The sequence below is a fragment of the Ruegeria sp. SCP11 genome (assembly GCF_040329455.1).
Classification (GTDB): domain Bacteria; phylum Pseudomonadota; class Alphaproteobacteria; order Rhodobacterales; family Rhodobacteraceae; genus Ruegeria; species Ruegeria atlantica_E.
In genome coordinates this window covers 1-22389 of record NZ_JBDZYG010000006.1, presented here as the reverse complement: position 1 = coordinate 22389, position 22389 = coordinate 1, and the positions used below count along the sequence as shown (strand labels likewise).

Sequence of the window (22389 nt, the reverse complement as noted above, 5' to 3'; positions counted from 1 at the left end):
CACAATCTGAGCTATTGGGAAGGCCACGCATAGGAGGCCAATGTGACATTCACGCGATACGCGATCTATTTTGCGCCACCGGTCGAGGCCGAATGGACGAAATTCGCCACCAACTGGCTGGGCTGGGACATGGAAGCTGGCGAAACCTGCGCGCATCCCGTGATTGACGGTATTGACGTGGCGGCCGTGACCGAGGTGCCGCGCAAATACGGGTTGCACGCGACAATGAAGCCACCCTTTCGCCTGTGCGACGGGCAAACGGTTCAGGCGCTGTCCGAAGCCTGCGCGCGGCTTGCTGCCACGCAACCCCCTGTCACTTTGAACGGGTTGGAGATCGCGCGGCTGGGTCGCTTCCTTGCCTTGCGCCCGCGGGGCGATGAGACCGCATTGAACGCCTTGGCGGCGGCCTGCGTGCGCAATCTGGACAGCTTTCGCGCCCCTGCATCGCAGGCTGAATTGGACCGTCGACGTGCCAACGGCCTGTCGGCCGAGCAGGACGCCAACCTCGTGCAGTGGGGCTATCCATATGTGATGGAGTCCTTCCGGTTTCACATCACCCTCAGTGGCAAGCTGGACAAACCCACGCTTGCGATAGTTCAGGATGCCTTGGAAACGCAACTGATGCCCTTGCTGCCGACCCCGTTCCGGATCAGCGATCTGGCCCTTATGGGAGAGGCCGAGGATGGGCGGTTTCACCTGATCCATCGCTACGCCCTCTCCGGCTGAAGCTGCGCGAGTATAGCGCCGATCGTCGCGTCCAACGGCCCCGAGTTGTCGATCTCGATCACGCGGGCCAACCCCTCAGGCAAGGGCGCTTGGGCGCGGGCCAGACGTCTCGCCTGTTCGGTTGAACTTTCTCGCCCGCGCACAGACAAGCGTCGCGCCAGAACCTGCGGGTCGGCGGTCAGCGAGATCACGACCAGATCACCAAACACCTCCTGCGCCCTTAGCAGAACCGAGCGTGATAGGTTCACCAGCACCGCATCCGCCTGTTGCCTGAGGTCTCCGATATCTTTGGGCACCCCATAAAACAGCCCGTGTGCGGGCCAGTGGAGGGCGAAAACGTCCTGCCCGACCAACTGCTGAAACCGTTCAACAGACACCCGGTCAAAATCCTCACCCTCTTCACCTTCTGGCCGCGTAATCACCCGGCGTGCCCGCACGATGCTGGGTACGCGGGCTTCCAGCGCCTCCATCACGCTGTCCTTGCCAACACCGGACGGGCCAACGACCGCTATGACTGGCGCGAGGCTCATGCGGGCACTCCGGGTGTAAATTCAGACACGTTGATCTCACGATCACACACCCGATCACGTGCACCGACATCGTGGAAGATACCTACAATAGCTGCGCCCCGCGCCTTGGCCTCTTCAATCAGCGTCAACACTGTCTCGCGGTTCTGCACATCCAGCGAGGCCGTAGGTTCATCCAGCAGCATCGCCGGATAGTCATGCGCAAAGCCGCGTGCGATGTTTACCCGTTGCTGTTCACCACCGGAAAAAGTGGTTGGGCTCAACATCCACAGGCGTTCGGGAATATTCAGCCGCGCCAGCAGAGACGCCGCCTTATCCAGTGCCAATTGCTTGTCGCGGCCGATGGCCAGCAGAGGTTCAGCCACCACCTCTAACGTCGGAACGCGCGGCACAACACGTAGGAACTGGCTGACATAGCCCAGCGTCTCGCGCCGCAGGGCCAGGATTTCCCGTGCCTCAGCCCGTGCTACATCCAGCCCCCCGACAAAAACCTGACCGGAGGCCGCCAGATAGTTGCCGTAGATTACGCGCATCAGGGTGGATTTACCCGCCCCCGATGCCCCCGTCAGGGCCACGCATTCACCGGGTGCGACCTTAAGCGAAGCCCCGGCCATCACCGGGATCACCGCACTTCCCTGATTGTGCAGGGTAAAGCTCTTGCTGACATCTTTAAGTTCAATCATTGCCTTCACCTTCAAACCTGCAGAACGCTGGAAACCAACAGCTGCGTGTAAGAGTGTTGCGGGTCGTCCAACACCTGATCGGTCAGCCCGGCTTCGACCACGCGGCCGTCCTTCATCACCATCAACCGATCCGCCAACAGGCGCACCACAGCCAGATCATGAGTGACGATAATGGCGCTCAGCCCCATCTCGCGGACCAACCCACGCAGCAAGTCCAGCAATCGCGCCTGAACCGAAACGTCCAGCCCCCCGGTCGGTTCGTCCATGAACACCAGCCGAGGCCCAGTCACCAGATTGCGCGCGATCTGCAGCCGCTGCTGCATCCCGCCAGAGAAGGCTGTGGGGCGATCATCCACCCGGCCCTCATCGATCTCGACCCGCTCCAGCCAGTCGATTGCCTTGTCACGGATGTCGCCATAGTGGCGGTCACCCACCGCCATCAGACGCTCACCGATGTTACCTCCAGCACTGACCGACATGCGCAGCCCATCACGGGCGTGTTGATGGACAAAAGCCCAATCGGTGCGACCCAGCATCCGGCGTTCCGGTTCGGACATTGTCACGGTGTCCACGGGTCCGTCTGCACGAGTGTCAAAGATGACCCGTCCCGCATCAGGCTCCAGATGCCCGGCCAGACAGTTCAGCAGGGTCGATTTACCCGACCCACTTTCACCAACGATGCCCATTACCTCGCCGGGGTAAAGGTCGAAGCTTACATCCGCGCATCCGATCCGCGCACCATAGCGCTTTTCGATGCGTTTGACTTGCAACAACGGTGTCATGCCGCGCCCTCCTCGGCCAATCGACCCACATGGCCCGCCGCACGACGGGACCGGCAATAGTCAGTATCGGAACAGACAAACATCCGGTTGCCAGCGTCATCCATGATCACCTCGTCCAGATAGCTGTCCTCAGCCCCACATAAGTCGCAGGGATGGTCGGCCTTGGTGGCTTCAAACGGGTAATCCTCGAAATCGAGGCTGACGACCTTAGTATACGGCGGCACCGCATAGATCCGCTGTTCCCGCCCGGCCCCGAAGAGCTGTATCGCGTCCATCTCCAGTTTGGGATTATCGAATTTCGGGATCGGAGACGGGTCCATCACATAGCGATCCGACACTTTCACCGGATAGGCATATGAGGTCGAGATCGCGCCGTGTTGGCTGATATCCTCGTACAGCTTCACATGCATCAGCCCGTATTCCTCAAGACTATGCATTTTGCGCGTCTCGGTCTCGCGCGGCTCAAGAAAGCGCAGCGGTTCCGGGATCGGCACTTGATAGACAAGGATTTGATCCTCGGTCAGCTTCGCCTCGGGGATGCGGTGGCGGGTCTGGATGACGGTGGCCTTTTCGGTTTCTTCAGTTGTTTCCACGTCCGCCGTGTTCTCAAAGAACTTGCGGATCGAGACAGCATTTGTTGTGTCATCCGCCCCTTGGTCGATGACCTTGAACGTATCCTCAGGCGTCAGCGTCGCGGCCGAAACCTGCACCCCGCCCGTGCCCCAGCCGTAGGGCATTGGCATTTCTCGACTTGCAAAGGGCACCTGGTAGCCAGGCACAGCCAGACCTTTGAGAATAGCCCGGCGGATCATCCGCTTGGTCTGTTCATCCAGATATGCAAAGTTGTATTCGCTCATTATGAAATCCTCACGGCAATGCGAGCGGGAACCTGATTTTGACAGACGTTTCTTTCACTGAAATCGCTATCATCTTGGGTACTTTTGCATTCGTAATTCTCCTTTGGCGACTGCCGTCTCGAAAGCAGCAACCCCGGCCACGTCAAAGATTGGATGGCAGCTCGGCAGGCGTTTGGTTTAACGGAGGTACTGATTCCGGAGGCGGTGATTGCGGAAGTGGCGGCGACTGAACTCATTCCGCAGCCTCCCTCGACATAATCCGCTCCTCGGCTTCGCGGCGCAGTTTGCGAACCAGTTCCAGCTCGGACTGGAAGTCAACGTAGTGCGGCAACTTTATGTGCTCGAGAAAGCCTGTGGCCTGAATGTTGTCTGCGTGGCTGAGGACAAACTCCTCGTCCTGCGCAGGGGCACCCAGATTGTCTTCCCCCAGTTCCTCCCAGCGCAGCGCCCGGTCGACCAATGCCATCGCGATGGATTTGCGTTCCGACTGACCAAAGACCAGCCCATAGCCCCGCGTGAACTGCGGCGGTTCGGTCTTGGAGCCTTTGAACTGGTTTACCGTCTCGCATTCGGTTAGTTCGATTTCTCCGATTTCGATGGCGAAACCGAGTTCGGGGACGTCCATCTCAACCGCGACCTTGCCGATCCGCAATTCGCCAACAAAGGCGTGGTTGCGGGCATATCCGCGCTGGGTCGAGTAGGCCATGCCCAGAACAAACCCTTCATCCCCACGCGTCAGCGATTGCAGTCGAAGGGGGCGATCGGCCGGAAATTCCATGGGTTCACGAGTCAGGTCACCGGGAATGGTGTCACTGGAAGGTTCGTCCTGAATGATGTCTTCGCCCTTCAGAAACTCGGTTATGTGCGGTGTCGGCTCGGTGCGTGGGCGGCTTTCGGGTGCCGAAGAAACCTCGCCCTCCGCGGCCAGTTTGAAATCCAGCAAGCGGTGCGTGTAGTCGAAGGTCGGACCCAGAACTTGCCCGCCCGGTGCGTCTTTGAACGTGGCTGAAATCCTGCGATCACAGGCCATCTGACCCGTTTCCAGCGGGTTCGAATAGCCAATCCGGGGCAAGGTCGTCCGATAGGCGCGGATCAGAAAGATCGCCTCGATCAGATCACCGCGCGCCTGCTTGATTGCCAGCGCCGCCAGATCGGGATCGAATAAGGATCCCTCGGCCATCACCCTGTTCACGGCCAGGCTCAGCTGTTCGCGGATCTGCGCGATGCTCAGTTCGGCAATGTTGGTTGATCCGCGTCGTTCCTCGGCCAGCCAGGCGTGTGCGTTCTCAATGGCCTTTTCACCGCCTTTGACAGCTACATACATGGCCTAGCCCTCCGCCCTGATCTGCGTACTGCGCGGCAGGGCCGCGACTTTATCACCGCAGGTAAAGAAGAAATCGCACCCCAACGGATACAGCACTGCGTTGCCCTGAAATGCAGAGATATCGGGCAATGACAGGTGTGCTGTGTCCCTGATCCCCGGTCCGGACAGCGCGGCCCCGGCTTGTCGCAAGTCGGTGCATTCAACGATTAGGGTCGCTGACCGATCTGGATATTCTGCCGTACCAATACGGTACTGGCTCAAAGGTCCAAGCTCTTGCCACGTTCCCACCGCGAAGCCCGCCTCGGTCGCATCCGAAACGGGAGCGCCAGTGTGAAAAGCCAACCACTGTCGTACCGCATCTGTATCGGTCGCGCCGGCCAAGTGAACCTTGGTTTCCGGATCGCAAAGAGTCAGCAGCAACGTCCCAGCTGCCGTTGACAAGGGGGCTGGTGGTTCGCTGCCGGACACCGTGCGGATTTCACCCGGGCGAGCCATGACCGTCATTGCCGCGCGAAAGGCGTGTGCCGCGTCAATCGGTGCGTTCTGGAAGCCACCAGAGAATTGGGTTTGGGCGCTCATCAATCCTCTCCTCGAACCATAGTAAAGAATTCGACCTTGGTGGCCGCAGCCTTGGCCGCACGAGCGGTTTTAGCGGCCTGCATCTGCTGGCTGAGCGGCCCTATCACCTGCGCCCGAATGTCCCCCGCCGCTTCGGTCTGCATCAACGCATCGATCAGTGCCGCAGCTTCGGCCTTGCGCCTGGAGCGGCCCTGCACATAACCGTGCCCGACCGTGCCGTCCTTCAGGGCAAGCGAACAGCGCGTGACCGTCATTTCACCTAGATTGAATGGTGCGCCTGTACCGCCGGTCCGCCCCCGAACCATCACACCACCGACTTCTGGGCTGCGAAGCCAGTCAAAGCTCGGTTGCGCTTCGAATTTGCTCCACAATGCCATCAAAGCCTCCTCCGGAGCCCGGGCCAGTAGCCCCATCCATTCCTTGCGCGCGACTTGCGCAATGTTCTGTTGATCCGCCATCAAAACCTCTTGGCCAGGTTGTCTATGTGAACTATACAACTAGACAAATATTACACTTCAAGGAAATGACTCGCAATCGCAGTCGTGTGAAAGTTTAGTGACATGAGCAAAACTCCAGTTTGGAAAAGCATCGCGTTAAGCCTGACTTCGGACATAGCCGAAGGGCGATACAGTACCGGTGACCGCCTACCGACCGAGGCGCAGTTGGCAGCACAGCATGGGGTCAACCGACACACAGTTCGGCGCGCCTTGTCTGAGATGGCAGAACAAGGATTGGTGCACCCACGGCGCGGTGCGGGAGTGTTCGTGGCTGCCCGCCCAACCGACTATCCGATTGGAAAACGGGTAAGATATCACAAGAGCATTTCGGCCAGCGGTAAGATACCGGGCAAAACAATCTTGTCTCTGACCACCCGCGCGGCAGATGAGACCGAAGCAGACGCGCTGCAGCTTAATCCGGGAGACGCGGTCCACGTCTATGACGGGCTGTCGCTTGCTGATGGCCAACCCATCGCCCTCTTTCAAAGCGTTTTCCCGGCAATTCGACTGCCTGAAATCCTCGAAGCGTTGCAGGACACGAAGTCGGTCACCAAGGCGCTGCAACACTGTGGCATTCCGGATTACACGCGTATCTCCACTCGCCTGACGGCACGGGCCGCAACGGCGACTCAGGCCCTGCACCTGCGATTGCCCCAAGGCGCGCCCGTTCTGTTTTCGGCCGGGATTAACGCCGGCCTGGATGGGGTACCCGTTGAATACGGGCGCACTGTTTTCGCCGGAGAACGGGTTACGTTGACCGTGAATGACGACTAAGCGGCGTGGCTTTCCCGCTCGTCCTCGGCCTCCTTGGAGAGGCCTCATCCCGTTGGGCGTCGCGCCGCGCCTTGCGCGGCGCCGGGCCCAAATCCCCCAAGGGGGATCGGCGAAGCCGATGCTCCTGCGGGTGCGGGTGCGTTTCAGCCTGCTGACGCAAAGGCCAGCTCGTACTTTTCAAGGAAAGCTTCGGCGCTCAACGTTCGGAAATCCGGTAATGCTGCGCGCAGGCGCTGGTTGTCCCAATCCCACCAAGCCAAAGCCAACATCCGCGCGACAATCTGTTCTGAAAACCGGCGGCGGATTGGTTGTGCCGTTACCCCACCGACAATCATGTATGGAGGCACATCTTTGGTGATTACTGCCCCCGAGGCGACGATGGCACCGTGTCCAATAGTCACTTCGGGCTTGATGATTGCCGCATGACCGATCCACGTGTCATGCCCAATCTTTGCTGTGCGAGTGGCACGATGTGCGAACCACTCCGGATCGTCCTGCACATCATCCCAATAGTCCGCCGAGCGGTACAGGAAGTGGTGCAAAGACGCTTTTTCCATCGGGTGATCGGTCGCCCCAATCCGAGTGAAACTGGCGATATTGGCGAATTTGCCGATCTCGGCATTGGCAATGTCACAGGTTCGATCACAATAGGAGTAATCCCCCCAAACCGAGTTGGCGACACGACTGCCTGCGCCGATTTCAACATATTCCCCGAATCTACTGCCAGAAATCTGGCAATCGGGGTGGATAAATGGTTGGTCCGGGCGCAATCGTGCCATGTCTTGTATCCTTAGTCGTCGGTCAGGGCAGTAGAAGTGGTTTCACCTTGGGGTCGCGCGGTCTGCGCTTCTTGCGCGTCTCGCCCTGAATCAGGCGTTTGCGCAGCCAGCCCGAGAACCAGTCCATAAGCATCACCATCAGGATGATCAGCACGATATAATAAGCGACTTCTTCCCAGTCCTTCTGCGTGATGATCGCCTGCGTCAGCAACAATCCAATCCCGCCGCCTGTAATAGCGCCGATCACAGTGGCGCTGCGGGTGTTGGATTCAAGGAAATAGAGCAACTGGCTCAGCAACACCGGCGTCACCTGCGGGATTACACCAAAACGATAACGCTGCGGGGCGTTGGCTCCGGTGGACTGCACGCCTTCGATCTGCTTCTGATCGACATTCTCCAACGCTTCCGAGAATATCTTGCCGAAGGTGCCGGTATCCGTCACGAGAATAGCCAATGCCCCGGTCAGCGGGCCGGGACCAAAGGCACGGGCCAGAACCACAGTCCAGATCAGAGCGTCCACCCCCCGAACAAAGTCGAACACTCGGCGCGTCGCAAAGCGCACAGACTTCATAGGGTTGAAATTACGCGTCGCCATAAAGGCCAGAGGTAACGCGACCATCGCCGCTCCCAACGTACCCAGGAACGCCATCAGGATAGTTTCAAAGATGGCCCAGGCAACGTCCTGATGCCGCCACATCTTGTTTGTCCAGAAATCGTACAGGATCGCGCCCGCCTCACCCTGAGCAACCAGTCCGGCAAGTTCCGGGAAGGACTTGCCGTAGTACGGACTGTCGAGCGTGAACCAGAACAACTCCCACCCGGTGAAATAGCGAAACACTTCCGAGCGATTGCGGGTCACGGTCAGGCGCCCGGCATCCGTGGTGATCGCCAAGCGGTTCTTGGACACGTTGATCCAATCGGGAACGTCACCTAATGGCAGTTCTGCTTGCACGCCAGCTGAACGTGACGGCGTGGCTCGGACGGTGCCATAGCCGGGGATCTCATATTCCACTGTATCCGGCCCAAAGCGCACGACGTGACCGTCTTCCAAGTCGATCACCGTAGTTTCGCCCAGCGTCACCCAATCGGGAGCCTCGCCCGCGGGATAGGCACCCTTGCGTTCGCCCTCAATTGCGGCAGACACTTGGCCTGAGCGGTTGTCCCTCTCGATATGTGTCTTGTAGCTGTAGCTGTCAGAAACCAGCGTCTTGCCGTTTTCCCAATGCGCCCGTGCGGCCAACCCAGGCACATCGAAGGCAAAGAACACGTAGATCAGGTAAACCAGCACCAACGCAGGCAAGCTAAAATTTACCAAGCGCTTTCGGCTGAACAGGCAATCCGCCTCTATCTTGAGTTCTGAGGTGGTCAGATTGGTTGCGAAGGTGCTCATGCCGAGGCTCCTTTTTCTGACCCGTGGGCCAGACGGTCGCGCAGATAGCCTGATATCTGATCGACGATGACGATTGTGACGAAAAGCAGAATGAAAATGGCTGCCGCTTCGTCGTAGCGCCCCTGCCCCCAGGACATCGCATTGCGCAGTTCGTAGCCCAGACCGCCTGCGCCGACGAAACCCAAAATGGCCGAGGCGCGGATGTTGATCTCGAACCGCAACAGGGCATAACTGACATAGTTTGGGCCGACCTGAGGGATCACACCCAAATACATGCGCTGCGACCAGTTTGCGCCGACCGATTGCAGCCCCTCGACGGGTTTCAGCGAAGCGTTTTCGTTGACCTCGGAAAACAGCTTACCCAGAGCGCCCGCGGTATGGATCGCAATCGCGATCATCGCGGGCACCGGACCACCGCCCAAAATGAAGATTAGGACCAGCGCGATGACGATTTCCGGGATTGCCCGAAAGACATCCGAAATACGGCGGAACAGCGGAATCAGCGACGGCCAATAGGCCATGCCCCGTGTGGACATCAGCGCCAGAAACGTTCCCAATATCGTACCGACCAATGTCGCCGCGGCGGCTATATTTAGCGTTTCCACCAGCGCCGGAAAGAACTCGACGAGATTGGCGGGCATCTCGGCGATCTTTTCCCAGGCTTCCGAAAGAACCTCAGCCGGGTAGTCAAATATCCGGTGCCAGCCGTCGATAAAGCTGCCCGCATTGCGGCTGTCGGCAGTACGGAACCCTGCGGCCATCATGGCCACGAATAGGATCAGGAGGATACCACCATAGACCCTCTTGCGTCGCGCCATCGCGGTGTAGTCGTCGCGGATCTGATCGACGGTCGAGGACCCAGCAGTCAGGTCTGTCATGGAATGCTCCCGAGTGGAAAAACGGGGCCCGATTTTCCACCGGACCCCGATTATTGGATATGCAGGCTTAGTTAGACTTCAGCTTGCGTGCTTCGATGATGACTTCGTAGGCGTCATGGGTGATTGGGTCGAAGCTTTTGGCCTCACCCGCAGCCACGCCGTAGAAGCAATTCTGGTCTTTCTCGCTCAGAGTGTCCCACAGTTCGGTCACCTTGGCTTTGACGTCCTCAGGCAGCGCCTTGCGGACCACAACCGGGCCTTCCGGGATCGGCTTGGATTTCCAGATTTCGACCATGTCGTTCATGTCGACCAGACCGGCATCCACGGCGCGACGCAGGGCACCCGACTGATAGCCGTCTTCCCATTCGCCCAGGCCATCGGCCCAGGTCACGCCACCGTCAACGTCGCCGTTGTTAACCGCAACGATGGTTTGCTCGTGACCGCCGGTGAATTTCACTTCACCAAAATAGTCGCCCGAGTCCATGGTCGCGCCGGTGGCGGCGGGGATTTCGATCGACGGGATCAGGTAGCCCGAAGTCGAGTTCGGATCACCGAAACCGAAGGTCTTGCCCTTCATGTCGTCCAGCGAGGTGATGCCGCTGTCCTTGCGAGCAAAACCAACCGAGTAGTAACCATAACCGCCATCGGTGTTGACCTTGACCAGAACCGGCTCAACGGCTTCGGGGTCGGACAGGTAGGTTTTCGCGTAACCCGACGCACCCAGCCAGGCAACGTCGATAGTGCCGCCCAGCAGGCCCTGGATCACACCGTTATAGTCAGCGGGTGCGAAAAGTTTGGCCGGGACGCCCAACGCTTCTTCGGTATAAACGCGCAGACACTCGTTGTTGTTCAGACGGTCCTGAGCGTTCTCACCGCCCAGAATTCCGATGCGGAATTCACTGATTTCTTCGGCCATGGCAGGCGCGGCCAGTGCAGTGGTCGCCGCCAGGGCAGCAATGAATTTTTTCATCTGTCTCTCTCCAGGTTTATATGCCGGCCTTTCATCGGGCCGGTCGATGAAAGGGGTGGTCGGCTCAGATGGTGGCTTCGGCTTCCATCAGGGCCTTCTGGGTAGCGTCCAGCGTCTCGATCTCTGTCGAGGTCGCCTCTTCCGAGAAGCTGGCATCAGCACCATAGATCTCACGGGCGACACCGGTGGTCAGCTGTTCGGGCAACCCGTCAAAGACGATGCGCCCGTCACGCATACCGACCACGCGGTCGCAATAGCGGCGCGCTGTGTCCAGCGTATGCAGGTTGGCGATGACTGTGCGGCCGTCCTCTTCGTGGATGCGGCGCAACGCCTGCATAACGACCTGAGCATTCATCGGATCCAGCGAAGCGATGGGTTCATCCGCCAGAATGATTCTGGGGTCCTGCATCAGGGCGCGCGCGATGGCGACGCGCTGCTGCTGGCCGCCCGACAGCGCCTCGGCGCGTTTGGGGGCGTGCTCGGCAATGCCCAGACGGTCCAGAATGTCGATGGCGCGGTGAATTTCGTCCATCGGGAATAGGTTGAACATGGTCGCTAACGTCGAGTGGCGGTTCAGCGTACCGTGCAGCACGTTCGAGACCACATCCATACGCGGTACAAGATTGAACTGCTGGAAAATCATGGCGCAGTCGGCCTGCCAGGCGCGTTTCTCACGACCCTTCAACTGGGTGACGTCGCGCCCCTCGAACAGGATCTGGCCGTCGCTGGAATCCGTCAGGCGGTTGATCATCCGCAGTAGGGTCGACTTGCCCGCACCTGACCGCCCGATGATCCCGATCATGCAGGGTTTGTCTACATCCAGCGTCGCCGCGTCCACGGCAACATTGTCGCCGAAGCGTTTGGTCAGTTTCTCAATCCGCAGCACGTGCCACCCCCAATTCATGTTGGCGGTCAATTACAGCTGCTGCTCAACGGCTTTGTGTCAGGGCGGTGAAAGTTTTGTAACGGTCCGCGACCCACGGGGGCTACCCATTGCAGTTCCGCACAGGTATACGCGAACGCGACTCTCCAGCTTTTACGAGGCCGCTATGAGCTTTGACCGCACCATCAAGATTGCACCGTCGATCCTGTCCGCCGATTTCGCAAACTTCGGGCAAGAGATCCAAGCCATCGAGGCTCAGGGCGCCGACTGGGTCCATGTCGACGTCATGGATGGCCATTTCGTCCCGAACCTGACTTTTGGCCCGCCCGCCGTCAAAGCCTTCCGCCCGCATGTGAAGACGGTGATGGACGTTCACCTGATGATCACGCCGGTTGATCCCTACATTCAGGCCTATGCCGATGCAGGTGCTGATATCCTGACCGCCCATGTCGAGGCCGGTCCGCACACTCACCGCACCCTGCAGGCCATCCGCGGCGCTGGCATGAAAGCTGGCGTTGCCCTGAACCCGGGCACCCCGGCGGAGGCGGTTGAGCATCTGCTGGATCTCACCGATCTGATCTGCGTCATGACCGTGAACCCCGGCTTCGGAGGCCAGAAGTTCATCGACATGACCGCCAAGGTTCGCAAGCTGCGCCAGATGATCGGAGACCGCCCGGTGCATATCGAGATCGACGGCGGTGTAGACCCAAATACCGCCCCGCTGGTTGCTGCGGCAGGTGCAGATGTGTTGGTTGCCGGGTCAGCTGTGTTCAAAGGCGGGTCAGTAGGCAAGCCGGAAGTTTATGGCGAGAACATCAAGGCCGTGCGCGCTGCAGCAGAATCAGCACTGACGCAAGCCGCTGTCTGAACGGCAACCAGAGGTCAGAACGAGATCTTGAAGTTAATAGAACCAACAACCTGTGACTCCGGTTGTTGGTCGAACTCCTCACTCAGGTAAGTCGCACCGTAGAAAAGCGTCCCGTATTTTGCTTCCCAGTTGAAGCCAAGGCGCGCGCGATACCGCTCGTGTTTGAGGCTGACGGTGCCTGAATCAGGAATGTAAGCACTGTCAGCCACATATGCTGCGTCAAAACCGAAGATACCGCTGACACCCTTCGGCCCTGTACGCATAGTGCGATAGCGCTGCCCAGTGATCTTATCGCGGATCAAGAGCTCTGAACGCCCCACTTGTCCAATCGTTACGTCCATTCCAACGCGGGCCAGGGTTTCATCTCCGGCGCGCAAGGAGACGAACGGACGGAAACGTGTGTTGCGGCCAAATTCCCACTCTCGGCCTATTTCCACAACTGCAGTGGGGTAGAAGTCGTTCGGTATCTGATCGTCCAAAACCGCCTTTGACGGCGGCGTGCTTCCGATCAGTTTGTGGAATTCGCTCTGAAGGCTATCCACGCCGGTTTGCGGACCTACTGCAACCAACTCGGCACCGACAGTGTATTGCGCACTCCGCTTTTGAAAATGGGAATAGGCGCCCAGAGACAGGATGCCAGCATATTGTCTGTCTGTCGGGCTTGGATTGACCAGATCTTCTGGCGAGATCATCTGGGTGTAGGCGCGGATTTCGATTACATCCCCAAACGCCTCAGGCAAATCCCCGTTCCATCCTCGCGCCAAAATCCACGACAGATTCAACGATGATGTCTGCCAACGATCATGATCGTCGCCAACCAGATCGTCCGTGAACAACCAGCCAAACCCAACCAGTTCCCTCTTGTCGGGTTTCGCAGCAACCGTTGGGGCGGCTGCGGACTGCGCATAAAGAAACTGAGGCATAGAGATCAGGAGGAAAGCCAAAAAAGTCTTCATTTTTGGCTCCTTATAACTTTCTGCGCCAGATCTTTAGCTGGAAGAAACCCAGCCCAAGGTGACCGTAGAAAGCGATTAGCCCTTCGACAAGAACCACGTTTAGGTTGAAAGAATCCCGATACTGAAAAGCAACATTCAATTACAACGGAGAACCACACGCAACATTCAGGCTGCTGCTGAACCGAGTGTTTAAGGCATTTGTAGTCGGGCAGTCTGTAGAAATCGCGAAATCTCGAGCCCTAGACTGGCTTCTATTGAGATCGCCAATTCGGGCTGTTGTTGAAGTTCCGCAGTCAGGTGGGGCATCTTCCACTCGATCACGCGTGACGGTTTCAACGCCGTCACGGTTACCGGCGCTTTGAAATCCTGACTTTTGCTCAGAAAGGCCGTACCGCCAAGAAAACGGCCTTCACCCAATCGATCCATACTGTCGCCGTTCATCTCAACGTCTACCTCACCCTCCATTATAAGCGAGAGGCTGTCCACGTGATTTCCCTGCGTCAAGATTTGGGTTCCTGCCGGCACATCTTTGGTGACGCCCATTTTCAGCAGTTTGTACGCGTCCCGTTCAGAGAAATTGCGCAGCGCGATTTCGTAGAGATGCCTCTCAGCATCGGTAAAAGGCACTGGCCGTCGTTCCAGCAAAAGGCGCACAATCCAAAAGATGTTGATGCCCGTGAAAAACAGGTTCCACCCTATCGGAGCCCAAAGGGGGGTGCTTTGCAGATAGTAGTATGGAAGCAGGATAGCGGCCCCGATTACCGACAGAACACGCAGCCAGAAAATGTCTCTGACCGAGTAGGATATCAGGTAGAAGACATTCGCCGTATTTACTAAAAGATCCAAACCCACCATGCGCTTACCTCATCAGCTATGCGCGCTGACCGGGGCCAGATACGCTTTAAGGGTGCATGTTGAGTTTAGCAGTCACGTTCATGCGGGTCACAGCTTTGAATCCAAACTAGGACTTCTCTACACGAAAGCTCTCGGGCTCTTCCGAAAGAAAGGTTATCTGGCTCACCTTTTTCTGCGAACGCCGTTTGCACACCCTGCCACTGGTCACGGGATCACCATCGCTCAGGATAGCTGTCTGCATGTCATCCAGATCTTTGCTGTGAAGGATGCGTGTGCCGTACTGTACAAATTGAAGCCCAAACATGGTTTACCCCTTTTTCTGATCCCCTGGCGTGTTTCCCCACACACGAGACGGGGCTTCAACGCGAACAAACGGATATGATTGCATCCAGCGAACAAACGACTTGGCTCAAGCCAGCTGCAGTTTGTTCCAGAGGAAAGGTAGGGTTGCTTCCTTGCCGCCAAATGAAGAGGAGATTAATCCGTATTTCGACTGGTCACACCAAAAAAGCCGCCCCCGAGGGAGCGGCCTTCTTTAGTTCAACGATGTGCCGGGCTGAAGCTCGGCCTACCGTGATTACTCGATGATTTTCGAGACAACGCCGGCGCCGACGGTGCGGCCGCCTTCGCGGATCGCGAAGCGCAGACCGTTTTCCATCGCGATCGGTGCGATCAGCTCAACGCCGAACGACACGTTGTCGCCAGGCATGACCATCTCGGTGCCTTCGGCCAGGGTCACGGTGCCGGTCACGTCAGTCGTACGGAAGTAGAACTGCGGACGGTAGTTCGCGAAGAACGGAGTGTGACGACCGCCTTCTTCCTTGGTCAGGATGTAGGCTTCGGCTTCGAACTTGGTGTGCGGCGTAACCGAACCCGGCTTACACAGAACCTGGCCACGCTCAACACCGTCACGGTCAACACCACGCAGCAGGGCGCCGATGTTGTCGCCTGCTTCACCGCGGTCCAGCAGCTTGCGGAACATTTCAACGCCGGTGCAGGTGGTTTTCGAAGTGTCACGGATGCCGACGATTTCGATTTCGTCACCAACGTTGATCACGCCACGCTCAACACGGCCGGTCACAACGGTACCGCGGCCCGAGATCGAGAACACGTCTTCGATCGGCATCAGGAACGGCTGGTCAACAGCACGCTCGGGGGTGTCGATGTAGTCATCAACAGCCGCCATCAGTTCCTTGATCTTCTCTTCGCCGATTTCCGGGTTGTTGCCTTCCATCGCGGCCAGAGCCGAACCTGCAACGATCGGAATATCGTCGCCGGGGTATTCGTAGCTGGACAGCAGTTCGCGAACTTCCATCTCAACCAGTTCCAGCAGCTCTTCGTCGTCAACCTGGTCAACTTTGTTCAGGAACACGACCATCTTCGGGATGCCAACCTGGCGGCCCAGCAGGATGTGCTCGCGGGTCTGCGGCATCGGGCCGTCAGCAGCGTTCACAACCAGAATCGCGCCGTCCATCTGCGCGGCACCGGTGATCATGTTCTTGACGTAGTCAGCGTGGCCGGGGCAGTCGACGTGCGCATAGTGGCGGTTGTCGGTCTCGTATTCCACGTGGGCGGTCGAGATGGTGATGCCACGTGCTTTTTCTTCAGGCGCGCCGTCAATCTGGTCATACGCTTTGAAGTCACCGAAATACTTGGTGATTGCTGCGGTCAGCGTCGTTTTACCATGGTCAACGTGGCCAATCGTGCCGATGTTGACGTGCGGTTTTGTACGCTCAAACTTTTCCTTTGCCATTCCTCAGGCGCCCTTTTGCGATTTGGGGGACCCTTGGTCCCGTGGTTACATCTGCGCGCGCGAGATATTTGGTTCAAAGGGGAAAATCAAGCACATCCTGCGTTAAAACCCGTTTATGATGCCGGATTTTGCGTCACCACGTCGGATTCCAGCGGCTGGATCAGGTCAGGGCGCCGATCGAACCAGCCGTTCTCTTGATGTTCCTCGGCCAACCACTCTTCAACCCGGTCAGCAACTTTCAGAGCGAGACCGCTCATTTGTTCTTCTTTGGTGCGCTCGTGACCGGACCCTTTAAGGGCACTGCCGCCTGTCGTATCTTCCAGAACCTGGAACTGCTTACCCTTGGCAAGGAACTCTTTTTCTTTCACGTCGTAGACATTGACCAGAACGATCGCCGTGCTTTTGGGGTTGTAGATCACCGGGATGCCCGGAGGGGCCAGCATGTAACCTTCCAGGCTGATGCCGATATCGTATTCCTGAGCGCCCTCATATCGACCAAGTCGGATATCAACCGCATTCTGAATCGAGGCCGTCCATTCATCCGGTGTCGCGTCACGGGACACGGGCCCCTGAACTGCCTTATCTGCAAAAGCGTAGTTGACCCTGAGCTTGAACTCACCCAGCTCTTCAGGTTCTTCGTAAACCTGCGTCTGCGTACAAGCACCCATGAGGGTCAGTCCGGTAATCAGGGTCAGAATGCGCAGCATGATCTCTTCTCAATAGGCCTGTTTTTCTTTGATCTAGCGCACCGATACGGCCTGTGCCAAGCCGTATCGGCGGAATTCGCCCGAAACCACGCTCAGATCACGAGAATTTATAGTCCCGCGGGAACCCATAGGGCGGTTTTTTCCCGACGCTGGCGCGCTTGGCTAACCATTGGGACATATCAGCCTCGTGCCGGGTTTTGTCGCCACCCATAGACCATTTCAAGCCCTCTTCCCAGTTGAAGGTGGTGATATCAGAGAGGCCCCCATCCAGCTCCAGTGTCCCCTGACGACCGCGCGCCATGTTGTATTTCTGCAAACGCACGCCCTTGCCGCGGGTCATCTCGGGCAGTTCTTCTGTCGGGAACACAAGGAACTTACCGTTCTGAGACACAACGGCCACATGGTCGCCATCGACCGGCTTGCAGATCATCGCTGTCTCGTCGCCCTTGACGTTCAGCACCTGTTTGCCGTTGCGGGTTTGGGCCAGCACGTCATCCTCGGGCACCATGAAGCCGTTACCCGCATCCGAAGCCACCAGCAGCTTGCGTCCCGGTTTGTGGATCAGGATGTCGATGATCTGCGCCTCGTTCGGTAAGTCGACCATCAGGCGCAGCGGCTCGCCCATGCCCCGCCCGCCGGGCAGGTTGGCGGCACTGACGGTGTAGAACCGCCCGTTCGAAGCAAACACCAGCAGCCGGTCGGTCGTTTCCGCATGGAATATGAAACGTGGACCGTCACCATCTTTGAACTTCAGCTCTCGCTTCAGGTCGATATGGCCGGTCATGGCGCGAATCCAGCCCATCTGAGAGCAGACGACCGTGATCGGTTCTTTGTCGATCATCGCCTCAAGCGGCACCTCTTCGACTTGCCCCGCTTCGGCAAACTGTGTCCGACGTGCGCCACCTTCGTAATCTTTGCCGAAGGTCTTTTTGGTCTCTTTCAATTGCTCCGCGATCTTGGCCCACTGCAAAGCAGGATCGGCAAGCAGGTCTTCAAGGTTGGCGCGTTCCAGCATCAACTCATCACGTTCGCGGACCAACTCCATCTCTTCCAGACGGCGCAAAGAGCGCAGGCGCATGTTGAGGATCGCGTCGACCTGAACTTCGGACAGTTCACCCTCACCCGGCTTGGGCGAGACATAATCGGCTTCGCTGGTCGCGCGGACATGATCGATGCCCCAATCTTCGCGCATCAGCGCAGCTTTGGGGTCGTCGTCATAGCGGATGATGTCAATCACGCGGTCGAGGTTCAGGAAGGCGACGATAAAGCCCTCCAACACTTCAAGGCGATGATCGATCTTCGCCATGCGGTGACGCGAGCGGCGGATCAGCACCTCTTGCCGGTGATCGAGGAAGGCGCGCAGCACTTCCTTCATCGAGCAGACCTTAGGCGTCACACCGTCGATCAGCACGTTCATGTTCAGGCTGAACCGCACCTCAAGGTCAGAGTTGCGATAGAGCATTCCCATCAACACCTCGGGGTCCACGTTCTTGGAACGCGGTTCGAGGATCAGGCGGATGTCATCGGCGGATTCGTCACGCACATCGGCGAGGATCGGGATTTTCTTGGTCTGGATCAGCTCGGCGATTTTTTCGATCAGCTTGGATTTCTGAACCTGATAGGGGATTTCGGTGACGATGATCTGCCACTGGCCACGGCCCAGATCCTCGACCTCATACTTACAGCGCAGACGGAACGAGCCGCGCCCGGTGCGATAGGCCTGAGCGATGTTCTCGGGCGGCTCGACGATCACGCCGCCGGTCGGGAAATCCGGACCGGGCACGTAGTTCAACAGGGTGTCGTCGCGCGCGTCCGGTGTCTTGATCAGATGCAAACAGGCGTCACACAGCTCCGAGATGTTATGCGGAGGGATGTTCGTCGCCATGCCCACCGCGATACCGCTGGCGCCGTTGGCCAGCAGATTCGGGAACTGCGCAGGCAGCACCACCGGCTCGGTCAGCGTGCCGTCATAGTTATCGCGGAAATCGACGGCGTCCTCGTTCAGACCTTCCAGCAGTGCCTCGGCCACGATGGTCATCCGCGCCTCGGTGTATCGAGAGGCCGCCGGGTTATCGCCGTCGATGTTGCCAAAGTTTCCCTGCCCGTCAACCAGCGGATAGCGAACGTTGAAGTCTTGCGCCAGACGCGCCATCGCGTCGTATATCGCCGCGTCACCATGCGGGTGATAGTTACCCATCACGTCACCGGAAATCTTCGCAGACTTACGGAACCCACCTGTCGCACTGAGTCGCAACTCGCGCATCGCGTAGAGGATTCGCCGGTGAACCGGCTTCAGCCCGTCGCGCGCATCCGGCAGCGCACGGTGCATGATGGTAGACAGCGCATAGGTCAGATAGCGTTCGCCAATTGCGCGGCGCAGCGGTTCAGCTATCTCGCCCCCGTTGTCAGGGGCCTCCATGTTGGGGTCGTCGATCGTATCGGTCATACATGATGTGATACGCCGCAAGAACGCCTTGGTAAAGCAAGCAGCGCATATTTTGCTGGGGACAAGTGGCGCTTTTTGCAACAGGGGGAGACAACCCCCCGATTTCCCCCGTTTTTCGACTTAAGGTCGGAAATATGGTACCCTGAACAAATTAGACTGCTGCCTATTTCTTGTTTCTTGCGATTACCGGGGGATGCGCCATGACGCGCCTTATTGTTATCACTTTCGTTGCACTCGGCTGGTGCTTTTATGTGATGAGCGACGGGCCGGATTTTGAACCGCGCGGCCTGCGTGCAGAAAAACCCGAAAAACCTGTTCGGATTGCTTCAGCCTCAAACACGACGGTCGCGTCCGTACGCGTCGAAGAGCTTGTGACCACCGTCACAATCCGAACCCCATCAGTGCGGGCTGAGCCAACACCCGTCCCGGAAGAGGTGGTTGAGTTCATAGCGGATGACGCCAGCCTCGCCTCTTTTTCGGGCCTGTCGGTATTCGACGATCAAAGCGCCAACATCACGCTAGCCTCACTTGAAGATGGCGTGACCGGGCTGCGCCAAATCACCGACGAGACGCCGGAAGATACGGCAGAAACGCCCGCCATTCCGGAGCCCGAAAAAGACATCCGCGAAATCTCGGGCACACGCGTGAATATGCGCGACGGGCCAGGTACGATCTACCCGATCATTGCCAAGGCCACCATCGGCCAGAAGGTCGAGGTGCTCAGCGAATCCGGCACCGGCTGGCTACGTCTTCGCGTGGTGCCGCTGCAACAGGTCGGATGGGTTTCTGCCTCGCTGGTGAGAAAAATCTCAAACTAACGCGGTCGTGACATTGTCCTGACCCGAACCGCGCAATAGCTATAAGTAAGGTTCGGATTCAGGAAGATCATGCAGAAAACCATTCTTATCACCGGTTGTTCCTCAGGTATTGGTCTGGATGCGGCGCATGGCATGCGCGCCCGCGGCTGGCGGGTGTTCGCATCCTGCCGTCAGCAACGCGATTGCGACCGACTGCGTGCACAGGGGTTTGAAAGCCCGCGCATTGACTACACCGACACCGACAGCATTACCTCGGGTCTGGCTTCCGTGTTCGAGGCCACCGGCGGCACTTTGGATGCGCTATTCAACAATGGCGCGCATGGTTTGCCCGGCGCAGTCGAAGACTTGCCGACGGATGGTCTGCGTCTGATTTTCGAGGCCAACTTCTTTGGCTGGCACGAGCTGACCCGGCAAGTGATTCCGGTCATGCGGGCGCAGGGGCACGGGCGAATCGTTCAGAATTCGTCGGTTCTGGGTTTGGTCGCTTATCCGTGGCGCGGCGCCTACGTGGCCACGAAATACGCAGTCGAAGGTCTGACGGACACGCTGCGCCTGGAATTGGCTGATTCCGACATCAAGGTAATCCTGATCGAACCCGGCCCAATCACGTCGAAAATCCGTGAAAACTCGATCCCCTTCTTCGAGCGTTTCATCAATTGGGAGAACTCGGCCCTGCGGGATCGCTACGAGTCTTCTCTTTTGAAAAGACTATACGAATCCTCGGGACCCGACCGGTTCGAATTGCCCGCCTCGGCCGTGACCGACAAGCTGGCTCATGCGGTTGAGGCGAAGCGCCCCCGTGCCAGGTACTATGTGACAACGCCGACTTATATCGCCGGATATCTGCGCCGCATTCTGCCGACCCGCACCATCGACCGCATCCTTACTGACGTCTAAGGCGAAATTACCCGTTCGCTTTTCACACCCACGGGTCTAGATGATATCCTAAGGAAACAAGAAACCCGGACGGTGTACCCATGGACCTTTTGATGGTCATCTTACTGTTGGCTATGGCGGCTGTTGTCGTTGTACTTGCGATCGGCATTTCAAACTTCGGCAAAAGCGGTAAGGCTGCTGCAATGAAAAGCAACAAGATGATGCGCCTGCGTATCCTGTTTCAGTTCATTGCCGTTGTACTCATCGTGCTCTACGTCTGGCTGCGTGGACAAGGAGCACAGTAAATGGTCGTTCTGAATAAGATTTATACCCGCACCGGCGATGACGGCAAAACCGCGCTGGGAAATGGCGAACGGGTTGCCAAATACTCCGGTCGCGTTGCGGCCTATGGCACTGTGGACGAGTTGAACGCCTTTGTCGGAGTGGCCCGCACCGAGGCCGAGGGTGAGGTCGACGCCGCACTTTCGCGCATTCAGAACGACCTGTTCGATCTGGGCGCCGACTTCTGCCGCCCCGAGATGGAAAAGGACGCCGAGGCCGACTATCCCCCGTTGCGCATCGTTCCAGCCCAGATTGACCGGCTCGAGGCCGAGATCGACGCCATGAACGAATCGCTGGAACCTCTGCGCAGCTTCATTCTGCCCGGTGGATCGCGGCTGGCGGCGCAACTGCACGTGTGCCGGACCGTCTCGCGTCGGGCCGAGCGGCTGGCGGTGGAACTGACCAACATGGAGCCGGTGAACGAGGTAGCTGTGAAATACCTCAACCGCCTCAGCGACTGGTTCTTCGTCGCCGCGCGCTGCGCTAATGAAAACGGAACGCAGGACGTGCTGTGGGTTCCGGGCGCGAACCGCTGAAAGCGTCGAGACGTCCATTGGACGTCCCGGGATCAATATTCTCGCTCAGCGCTCAAACCATCTTTCAAGGGTAATTTCAGAAATATCCACCCGGGTGAGATCGCCAACAAAATCCGACCGTCCGGAAACTTTATTGCGGCCTCATCCCTCAAAAAACACAAAACGCGACGTCCCAAACCCATGACGTGACGATTTTGCCCTGTTGTACTGTGAATTGAGACGCTATTCAGTCGTCCGAGAGCATTGGTGGAGTCGCGTCGCGGCTTACCGTTTTTTGTGAGGAGCAAGCGCTACAATGAAGGTACTCGTGCCTGTCAAACGCGTGATTGACTACAACGTGAAGGTTCGCGTGAAAGCGGATGGTAGCGGAGTCGATCTCGCCAATGTCAAAATGTCGATGAACCCGTTCGACGAAATTGCGGTGGAAGAGGCGATCCGCCTGAAAGAAGCGGGCAAGGCGGACGAAGTTGTTGCCGTTTCGATCGGCGTCAAGCAGGCGCAGGAGACGCTGCGGACCGCGCTGGCTATGGGCGCCGACCGCGCGATCCTGGTTGTGGCGGCGGATGACGTGCACACCGATATC

The 22389-nt window shown here is 58.1% G+C and carries 26 protein-coding genes; 8 read left to right on the top strand and 18 right to left on the bottom strand.

The window, feature by feature from the left end; all coding sequences use genetic code 11:
* Nucleotides 1-42: 42 nt before the first annotated feature.
* Entirely contained in the window at nucleotides 43-726 is a 684-nt protein-coding gene (locus ABLN94_RS10630) for a DUF1045 domain-containing protein (protein ID WP_352992209.1), read from the top strand.
* Here the strand turns inward: ABLN94_RS10630 and ABLN94_RS10625 are convergent.
* From ABLN94_RS10625 to phnG, 7 genes are all read right to left on the bottom strand, one after another.
* A complete protein-coding gene (locus ABLN94_RS10625) occupies nucleotides 708-1256 on the bottom strand; it encodes an AAA family ATPase (protein ID WP_352992208.1) in 549 nt (182 codons plus the stop codon). The genes ABLN94_RS10630 and ABLN94_RS10625 overlap by 19 nt on opposite strands.
* Entirely contained in the window at nucleotides 1253-1936 is a 684-nt protein-coding gene (gene phnL, locus ABLN94_RS10620; protein ID WP_352992207.1) for a phosphonate C-P lyase system protein PhnL, read from the bottom strand. The genes ABLN94_RS10625 and phnL overlap by 4 nt, the downstream gene beginning before the upstream one ends.
* A gap of 11 nt (nucleotides 1937-1947) precedes the next feature.
* Nucleotides 1948-2718 (bottom strand): phosphonate C-P lyase system protein PhnK, encoded by a 771-nt coding sequence (gene phnK, locus ABLN94_RS10615; RefSeq protein ID WP_352992206.1) that lies wholly within the window; start codon nucleotides 2716-2718, stop codon nucleotides 1948-1950.
* The gene (locus ABLN94_RS10610; RefSeq protein WP_352992205.1) at nucleotides 2715-3575 is read right to left on the bottom strand and encodes an alpha-D-ribose 1-methylphosphonate 5-phosphate C-P-lyase PhnJ; all 861 of its coding nucleotides are present in this window, start codon (nucleotides 3573-3575) and stop codon (nucleotides 2715-2717) included. Before ABLN94_RS10610 ends, phnK begins: the two co-directional genes overlap by 4 nt.
* 232 nt (nucleotides 3576-3807) lie before the next feature.
* Complete coding sequence (locus tag ABLN94_RS10605) at nucleotides 3808-4899, bottom strand: carbon-phosphorus lyase complex subunit PhnI (protein WP_352992203.1); 1092 nt, start codon at nucleotides 4897-4899, stop codon at nucleotides 3808-3810.
* Between the two features lie 3 nt (nucleotides 4900-4902).
* A complete protein-coding gene (phnH, locus tag ABLN94_RS10600; RefSeq protein WP_352992201.1) occupies nucleotides 4903-5478 on the bottom strand; it encodes a phosphonate C-P lyase system protein PhnH in 576 nt (191 codons plus the stop codon).
* Nucleotides 5478-5936 (bottom strand): phosphonate C-P lyase system protein PhnG, encoded by a 459-nt coding sequence (gene phnG / locus ABLN94_RS10595; RefSeq protein WP_352992200.1) that lies wholly within the window; start codon nucleotides 5934-5936, stop codon nucleotides 5478-5480. Before phnG ends, phnH begins: the two co-directional genes overlap by 1 nt.
* Before the next feature lie 102 nt (nucleotides 5937-6038).
* Here phnG and phnF point away from each other — a divergent pair, with 102 nt between their 5' ends.
* On the top strand, nucleotides 6039-6749 hold the full coding sequence (phnF, locus tag ABLN94_RS10590; RefSeq protein ID WP_352992198.1) for a phosphonate metabolism transcriptional regulator PhnF: 711 nt from the start codon (nucleotides 6039-6041) through the stop codon (nucleotides 6747-6749).
* 143 nt (nucleotides 6750-6892) lie between these two features.
* Here the strand turns inward: phnF and ABLN94_RS10585 are convergent, their stop codons facing one another.
* From ABLN94_RS10585 to phnC, 5 genes are all read right to left on the bottom strand, one after another.
* Nucleotides 6893-7528, bottom strand: a complete 636-nt coding sequence (locus ABLN94_RS10585) for a chloramphenicol acetyltransferase (protein ID WP_352992197.1) — start codon at nucleotides 7526-7528, stop codon at nucleotides 6893-6895.
* 22 nt (nucleotides 7529-7550) lie between these two features.
* Nucleotides 7551-8918 carry a phosphonate ABC transporter, permease protein PhnE gene (phnE, locus tag ABLN94_RS10580; protein ID WP_352992195.1) on the bottom strand — a complete coding sequence of 456 codons (1368 nt, stop codon included), beginning with the start codon at nucleotides 8916-8918 and terminating at the stop codon, nucleotides 7551-7553.
* The gene (gene phnE / locus ABLN94_RS10575) at nucleotides 8915-9796 is read right to left on the bottom strand and encodes a phosphonate ABC transporter, permease protein PhnE (RefSeq protein ID WP_170492217.1); all 882 of its coding nucleotides are present in this window, start codon (nucleotides 9794-9796) and stop codon (nucleotides 8915-8917) included. Before phnE (ABLN94_RS10575) ends, phnE (ABLN94_RS10580) begins: the two co-directional genes overlap by 4 nt.
* Before the next feature lie 67 nt (nucleotides 9797-9863).
* Nucleotides 9864-10766: a phosphonate ABC transporter substrate-binding protein gene (gene phnD / locus ABLN94_RS10570; RefSeq protein WP_352992193.1), complete on the bottom strand. Its 903-nt coding sequence runs from the start codon at nucleotides 10764-10766 to the stop codon at nucleotides 9864-9866.
* Nucleotides 10767-10830: 64 nt separating this feature from the next.
* A complete protein-coding gene (gene phnC, locus ABLN94_RS10565) occupies nucleotides 10831-11652 on the bottom strand; it encodes a phosphonate ABC transporter ATP-binding protein (RefSeq protein ID WP_352992614.1) in 822 nt (273 codons plus the stop codon).
* Between the two features lie 163 nt (nucleotides 11653-11815).
* Between phnC and rpe the strand changes: the two genes are divergently transcribed.
* Entirely contained in the window at nucleotides 11816-12517 is a 702-nt protein-coding gene (gene rpe, locus ABLN94_RS10560; protein WP_352992191.1) for a ribulose-phosphate 3-epimerase, read from the top strand.
* A 14-nt stretch (nucleotides 12518-12531) separates the two neighbouring features.
* Here rpe and ABLN94_RS10555 read toward each other — a convergent pair whose 3' ends face one another.
* The 6 genes from ABLN94_RS10555 to ABLN94_RS10530 all read right to left on the bottom strand — a co-directional run bounded on the left by ABLN94_RS10555 (nucleotide 12532) and on the right by ABLN94_RS10530 (nucleotide 19234).
* Complete coding sequence (locus ABLN94_RS10555; RefSeq protein ID WP_352992189.1) at nucleotides 12532-13473, bottom strand: lipid A-modifier LpxR family protein; 942 nt, start codon at nucleotides 13471-13473, stop codon at nucleotides 12532-12534.
* A gap of 189 nt (nucleotides 13474-13662) precedes the next feature.
* A complete protein-coding gene (locus tag ABLN94_RS10550; RefSeq protein WP_352992187.1) occupies nucleotides 13663-14328 on the bottom strand; it encodes a Crp/Fnr family transcriptional regulator in 666 nt (221 codons plus the stop codon).
* Between the two features lie 106 nt (nucleotides 14329-14434).
* Entirely contained in the window at nucleotides 14435-14632 is a 198-nt protein-coding gene (locus ABLN94_RS10545; RefSeq protein ID WP_170492203.1) for a hypothetical protein, read from the bottom strand.
* Between the two features lie 273 nt (nucleotides 14633-14905).
* Nucleotides 14906-16081: an elongation factor Tu gene (gene tuf, locus ABLN94_RS10540; RefSeq protein WP_352992185.1), complete on the bottom strand. Its 1176-nt coding sequence runs from the start codon at nucleotides 16079-16081 to the stop codon at nucleotides 14906-14908.
* A gap of 113 nt (nucleotides 16082-16194) precedes the next feature.
* Nucleotides 16195-16788, bottom strand: coding sequence for a hypothetical protein (locus ABLN94_RS10535; RefSeq protein WP_170493951.1), 594 nt, complete (start codon nucleotides 16786-16788; stop codon nucleotides 16195-16197).
* Nucleotides 16789-16885: 97 nt separating this feature from the next.
* Nucleotides 16886-19234: a DNA topoisomerase IV subunit A gene (locus tag ABLN94_RS10530; protein ID WP_352992183.1), complete on the bottom strand. Its 2349-nt coding sequence runs from the start codon at nucleotides 19232-19234 to the stop codon at nucleotides 16886-16888.
* Nucleotides 19235-19434: 200 nt separating this feature from the next.
* Between ABLN94_RS10530 and ABLN94_RS10525 the strand changes: the two genes are divergently transcribed.
* The 5 genes from ABLN94_RS10525 to ABLN94_RS10505 all read left to right on the top strand — a co-directional run.
* Nucleotides 19435-20052 (top strand): SH3 domain-containing protein, encoded by a 618-nt coding sequence (locus ABLN94_RS10525; protein ID WP_352992181.1) that lies wholly within the window; start codon nucleotides 19435-19437, stop codon nucleotides 20050-20052.
* A 69-nt stretch (nucleotides 20053-20121) separates the two neighbouring features.
* Nucleotides 20122-20949, top strand: a complete 828-nt coding sequence (locus tag ABLN94_RS10520) for an SDR family NAD(P)-dependent oxidoreductase (RefSeq protein ID WP_352992179.1) — start codon at nucleotides 20122-20124, stop codon at nucleotides 20947-20949.
* Nucleotides 20950-21029: 80 nt separating this feature from the next.
* Nucleotides 21030-21233, top strand: a complete 204-nt coding sequence (locus ABLN94_RS10515; RefSeq protein ID WP_170493942.1) for a twin transmembrane helix small protein — start codon at nucleotides 21030-21032, stop codon at nucleotides 21231-21233.
* Entirely contained in the window at nucleotides 21234-21806 is a 573-nt protein-coding gene (locus ABLN94_RS10510; RefSeq protein WP_352992176.1) for a cob(I)yrinic acid a,c-diamide adenosyltransferase, read from the top strand.
* A gap of 295 nt (nucleotides 21807-22101) precedes the next feature.
* Nucleotides 22102-22389: electron transfer flavoprotein subunit beta/FixA family protein (locus tag ABLN94_RS10505; protein WP_417750516.1), on the top strand; the 288-nt coding region annotated here is incomplete at its 3' end.

What these genes read in the sequence shown, in the direction of transcription:
- ABLN94_RS10555 (WP_352992189.1), bottom strand. Translation starts at nt 13,473, where the DNA reads ATGAAGACTTTTTTGGCTTTCCTCCTGATCTCTATGCCTCAGTTTCTT.
- tuf (WP_352992185.1), bottom strand. Translation starts at nt 16,081, where the DNA reads ATGGCAAAGGAAAAGTTTGAGCGTACAAAACCGCACGTCAACATCGGC.
- ABLN94_RS10515 (WP_170493942.1), top strand. Translation starts at nt 21,030, where the DNA reads ATGGACCTTTTGATGGTCATCTTACTGTTGGCTATGGCGGCTGTTGTC.
- ABLN94_RS10585 (WP_352992197.1), bottom strand. Translation starts at nt 7,528, where the DNA reads ATGGCACGATTGCGCCCGGACCAACCATTTATCCACCCCGATTGCCAG.
- phnG (WP_352992200.1), bottom strand. Translation starts at nt 5,936, where the DNA reads ATGGCGGATCAACAGAACATTGCGCAAGTCGCGCGCAAGGAATGGATG.
- ABLN94_RS10605 (WP_352992203.1), bottom strand. Translation starts at nt 4,899, where the DNA reads ATGTATGTAGCTGTCAAAGGCGGTGAAAAGGCCATTGAGAACGCACAC.
- phnE (WP_170492217.1), bottom strand. Translation starts at nt 9,796, where the DNA reads ATGACAGACCTGACTGCTGGGTCCTCGACCGTCGATCAGATCCGCGAC.
- phnK (WP_352992206.1), bottom strand. Translation starts at nt 2,718, where the DNA reads ATGACACCGTTGTTGCAAGTCAAACGCATCGAAAAGCGCTATGGTGCG.
- ABLN94_RS10520 (WP_352992179.1), top strand. Translation starts at nt 20,122, where the DNA reads ATGCAGAAAACCATTCTTATCACCGGTTGTTCCTCAGGTATTGGTCTG.
- ABLN94_RS10510 (WP_352992176.1), top strand. Translation starts at nt 21,234, where the DNA reads ATGGTCGTTCTGAATAAGATTTATACCCGCACCGGCGATGACGGCAAA.
- ABLN94_RS10545 (WP_170492203.1), bottom strand. Translation starts at nt 14,632, where the DNA reads ATGTTTGGGCTTCAATTTGTACAGTACGGCACACGCATCCTTCACAGC.
- phnL (WP_352992207.1), bottom strand. Translation starts at nt 1,936, where the DNA reads ATGATTGAACTTAAAGATGTCAGCAAGAGCTTTACCCTGCACAATCAG.
- ABLN94_RS10625 (WP_352992208.1), bottom strand. Translation starts at nt 1,256, where the DNA reads ATGAGCCTCGCGCCAGTCATAGCGGTCGTTGGCCCGTCCGGTGTTGGC.
- ABLN94_RS10525 (WP_352992181.1), top strand. Translation starts at nt 19,435, where the DNA reads ATGACGCGCCTTATTGTTATCACTTTCGTTGCACTCGGCTGGTGCTTT.
- phnF (WP_352992198.1), top strand. Translation starts at nt 6,039, where the DNA reads ATGAGCAAAACTCCAGTTTGGAAAAGCATCGCGTTAAGCCTGACTTCG.
- ABLN94_RS10610 (WP_352992205.1), bottom strand. Translation starts at nt 3,575, where the DNA reads ATGAGCGAATACAACTTTGCATATCTGGATGAACAGACCAAGCGGATG.
- ABLN94_RS10535 (WP_170493951.1), bottom strand. Translation starts at nt 16,788, where the DNA reads ATGCTGCGCATTCTGACCCTGATTACCGGACTGACCCTCATGGGTGCT.
- phnE (WP_352992195.1), bottom strand. Translation starts at nt 8,918, where the DNA reads ATGAGCACCTTCGCAACCAATCTGACCACCTCAGAACTCAAGATAGAG.
- phnH (WP_352992201.1), bottom strand. Translation starts at nt 5,478, where the DNA reads ATGAGCGCCCAAACCCAATTCTCTGGTGGCTTCCAGAACGCACCGATT.
- ABLN94_RS10550 (WP_352992187.1), bottom strand. Translation starts at nt 14,328, where the DNA reads ATGGTGGGTTTGGATCTTTTAGTAAATACGGCGAATGTCTTCTACCTG.
- phnD (WP_352992193.1), bottom strand. Translation starts at nt 10,766, where the DNA reads ATGAAAAAATTCATTGCTGCCCTGGCGGCGACCACTGCACTGGCCGCG.
- ABLN94_RS10530 (WP_352992183.1), bottom strand. Translation starts at nt 19,234, where the DNA reads ATGACCGATACGATCGACGACCCCAACATGGAGGCCCCTGACAACGGG.
- rpe (WP_352992191.1), top strand. Translation starts at nt 11,816, where the DNA reads ATGAGCTTTGACCGCACCATCAAGATTGCACCGTCGATCCTGTCCGCC.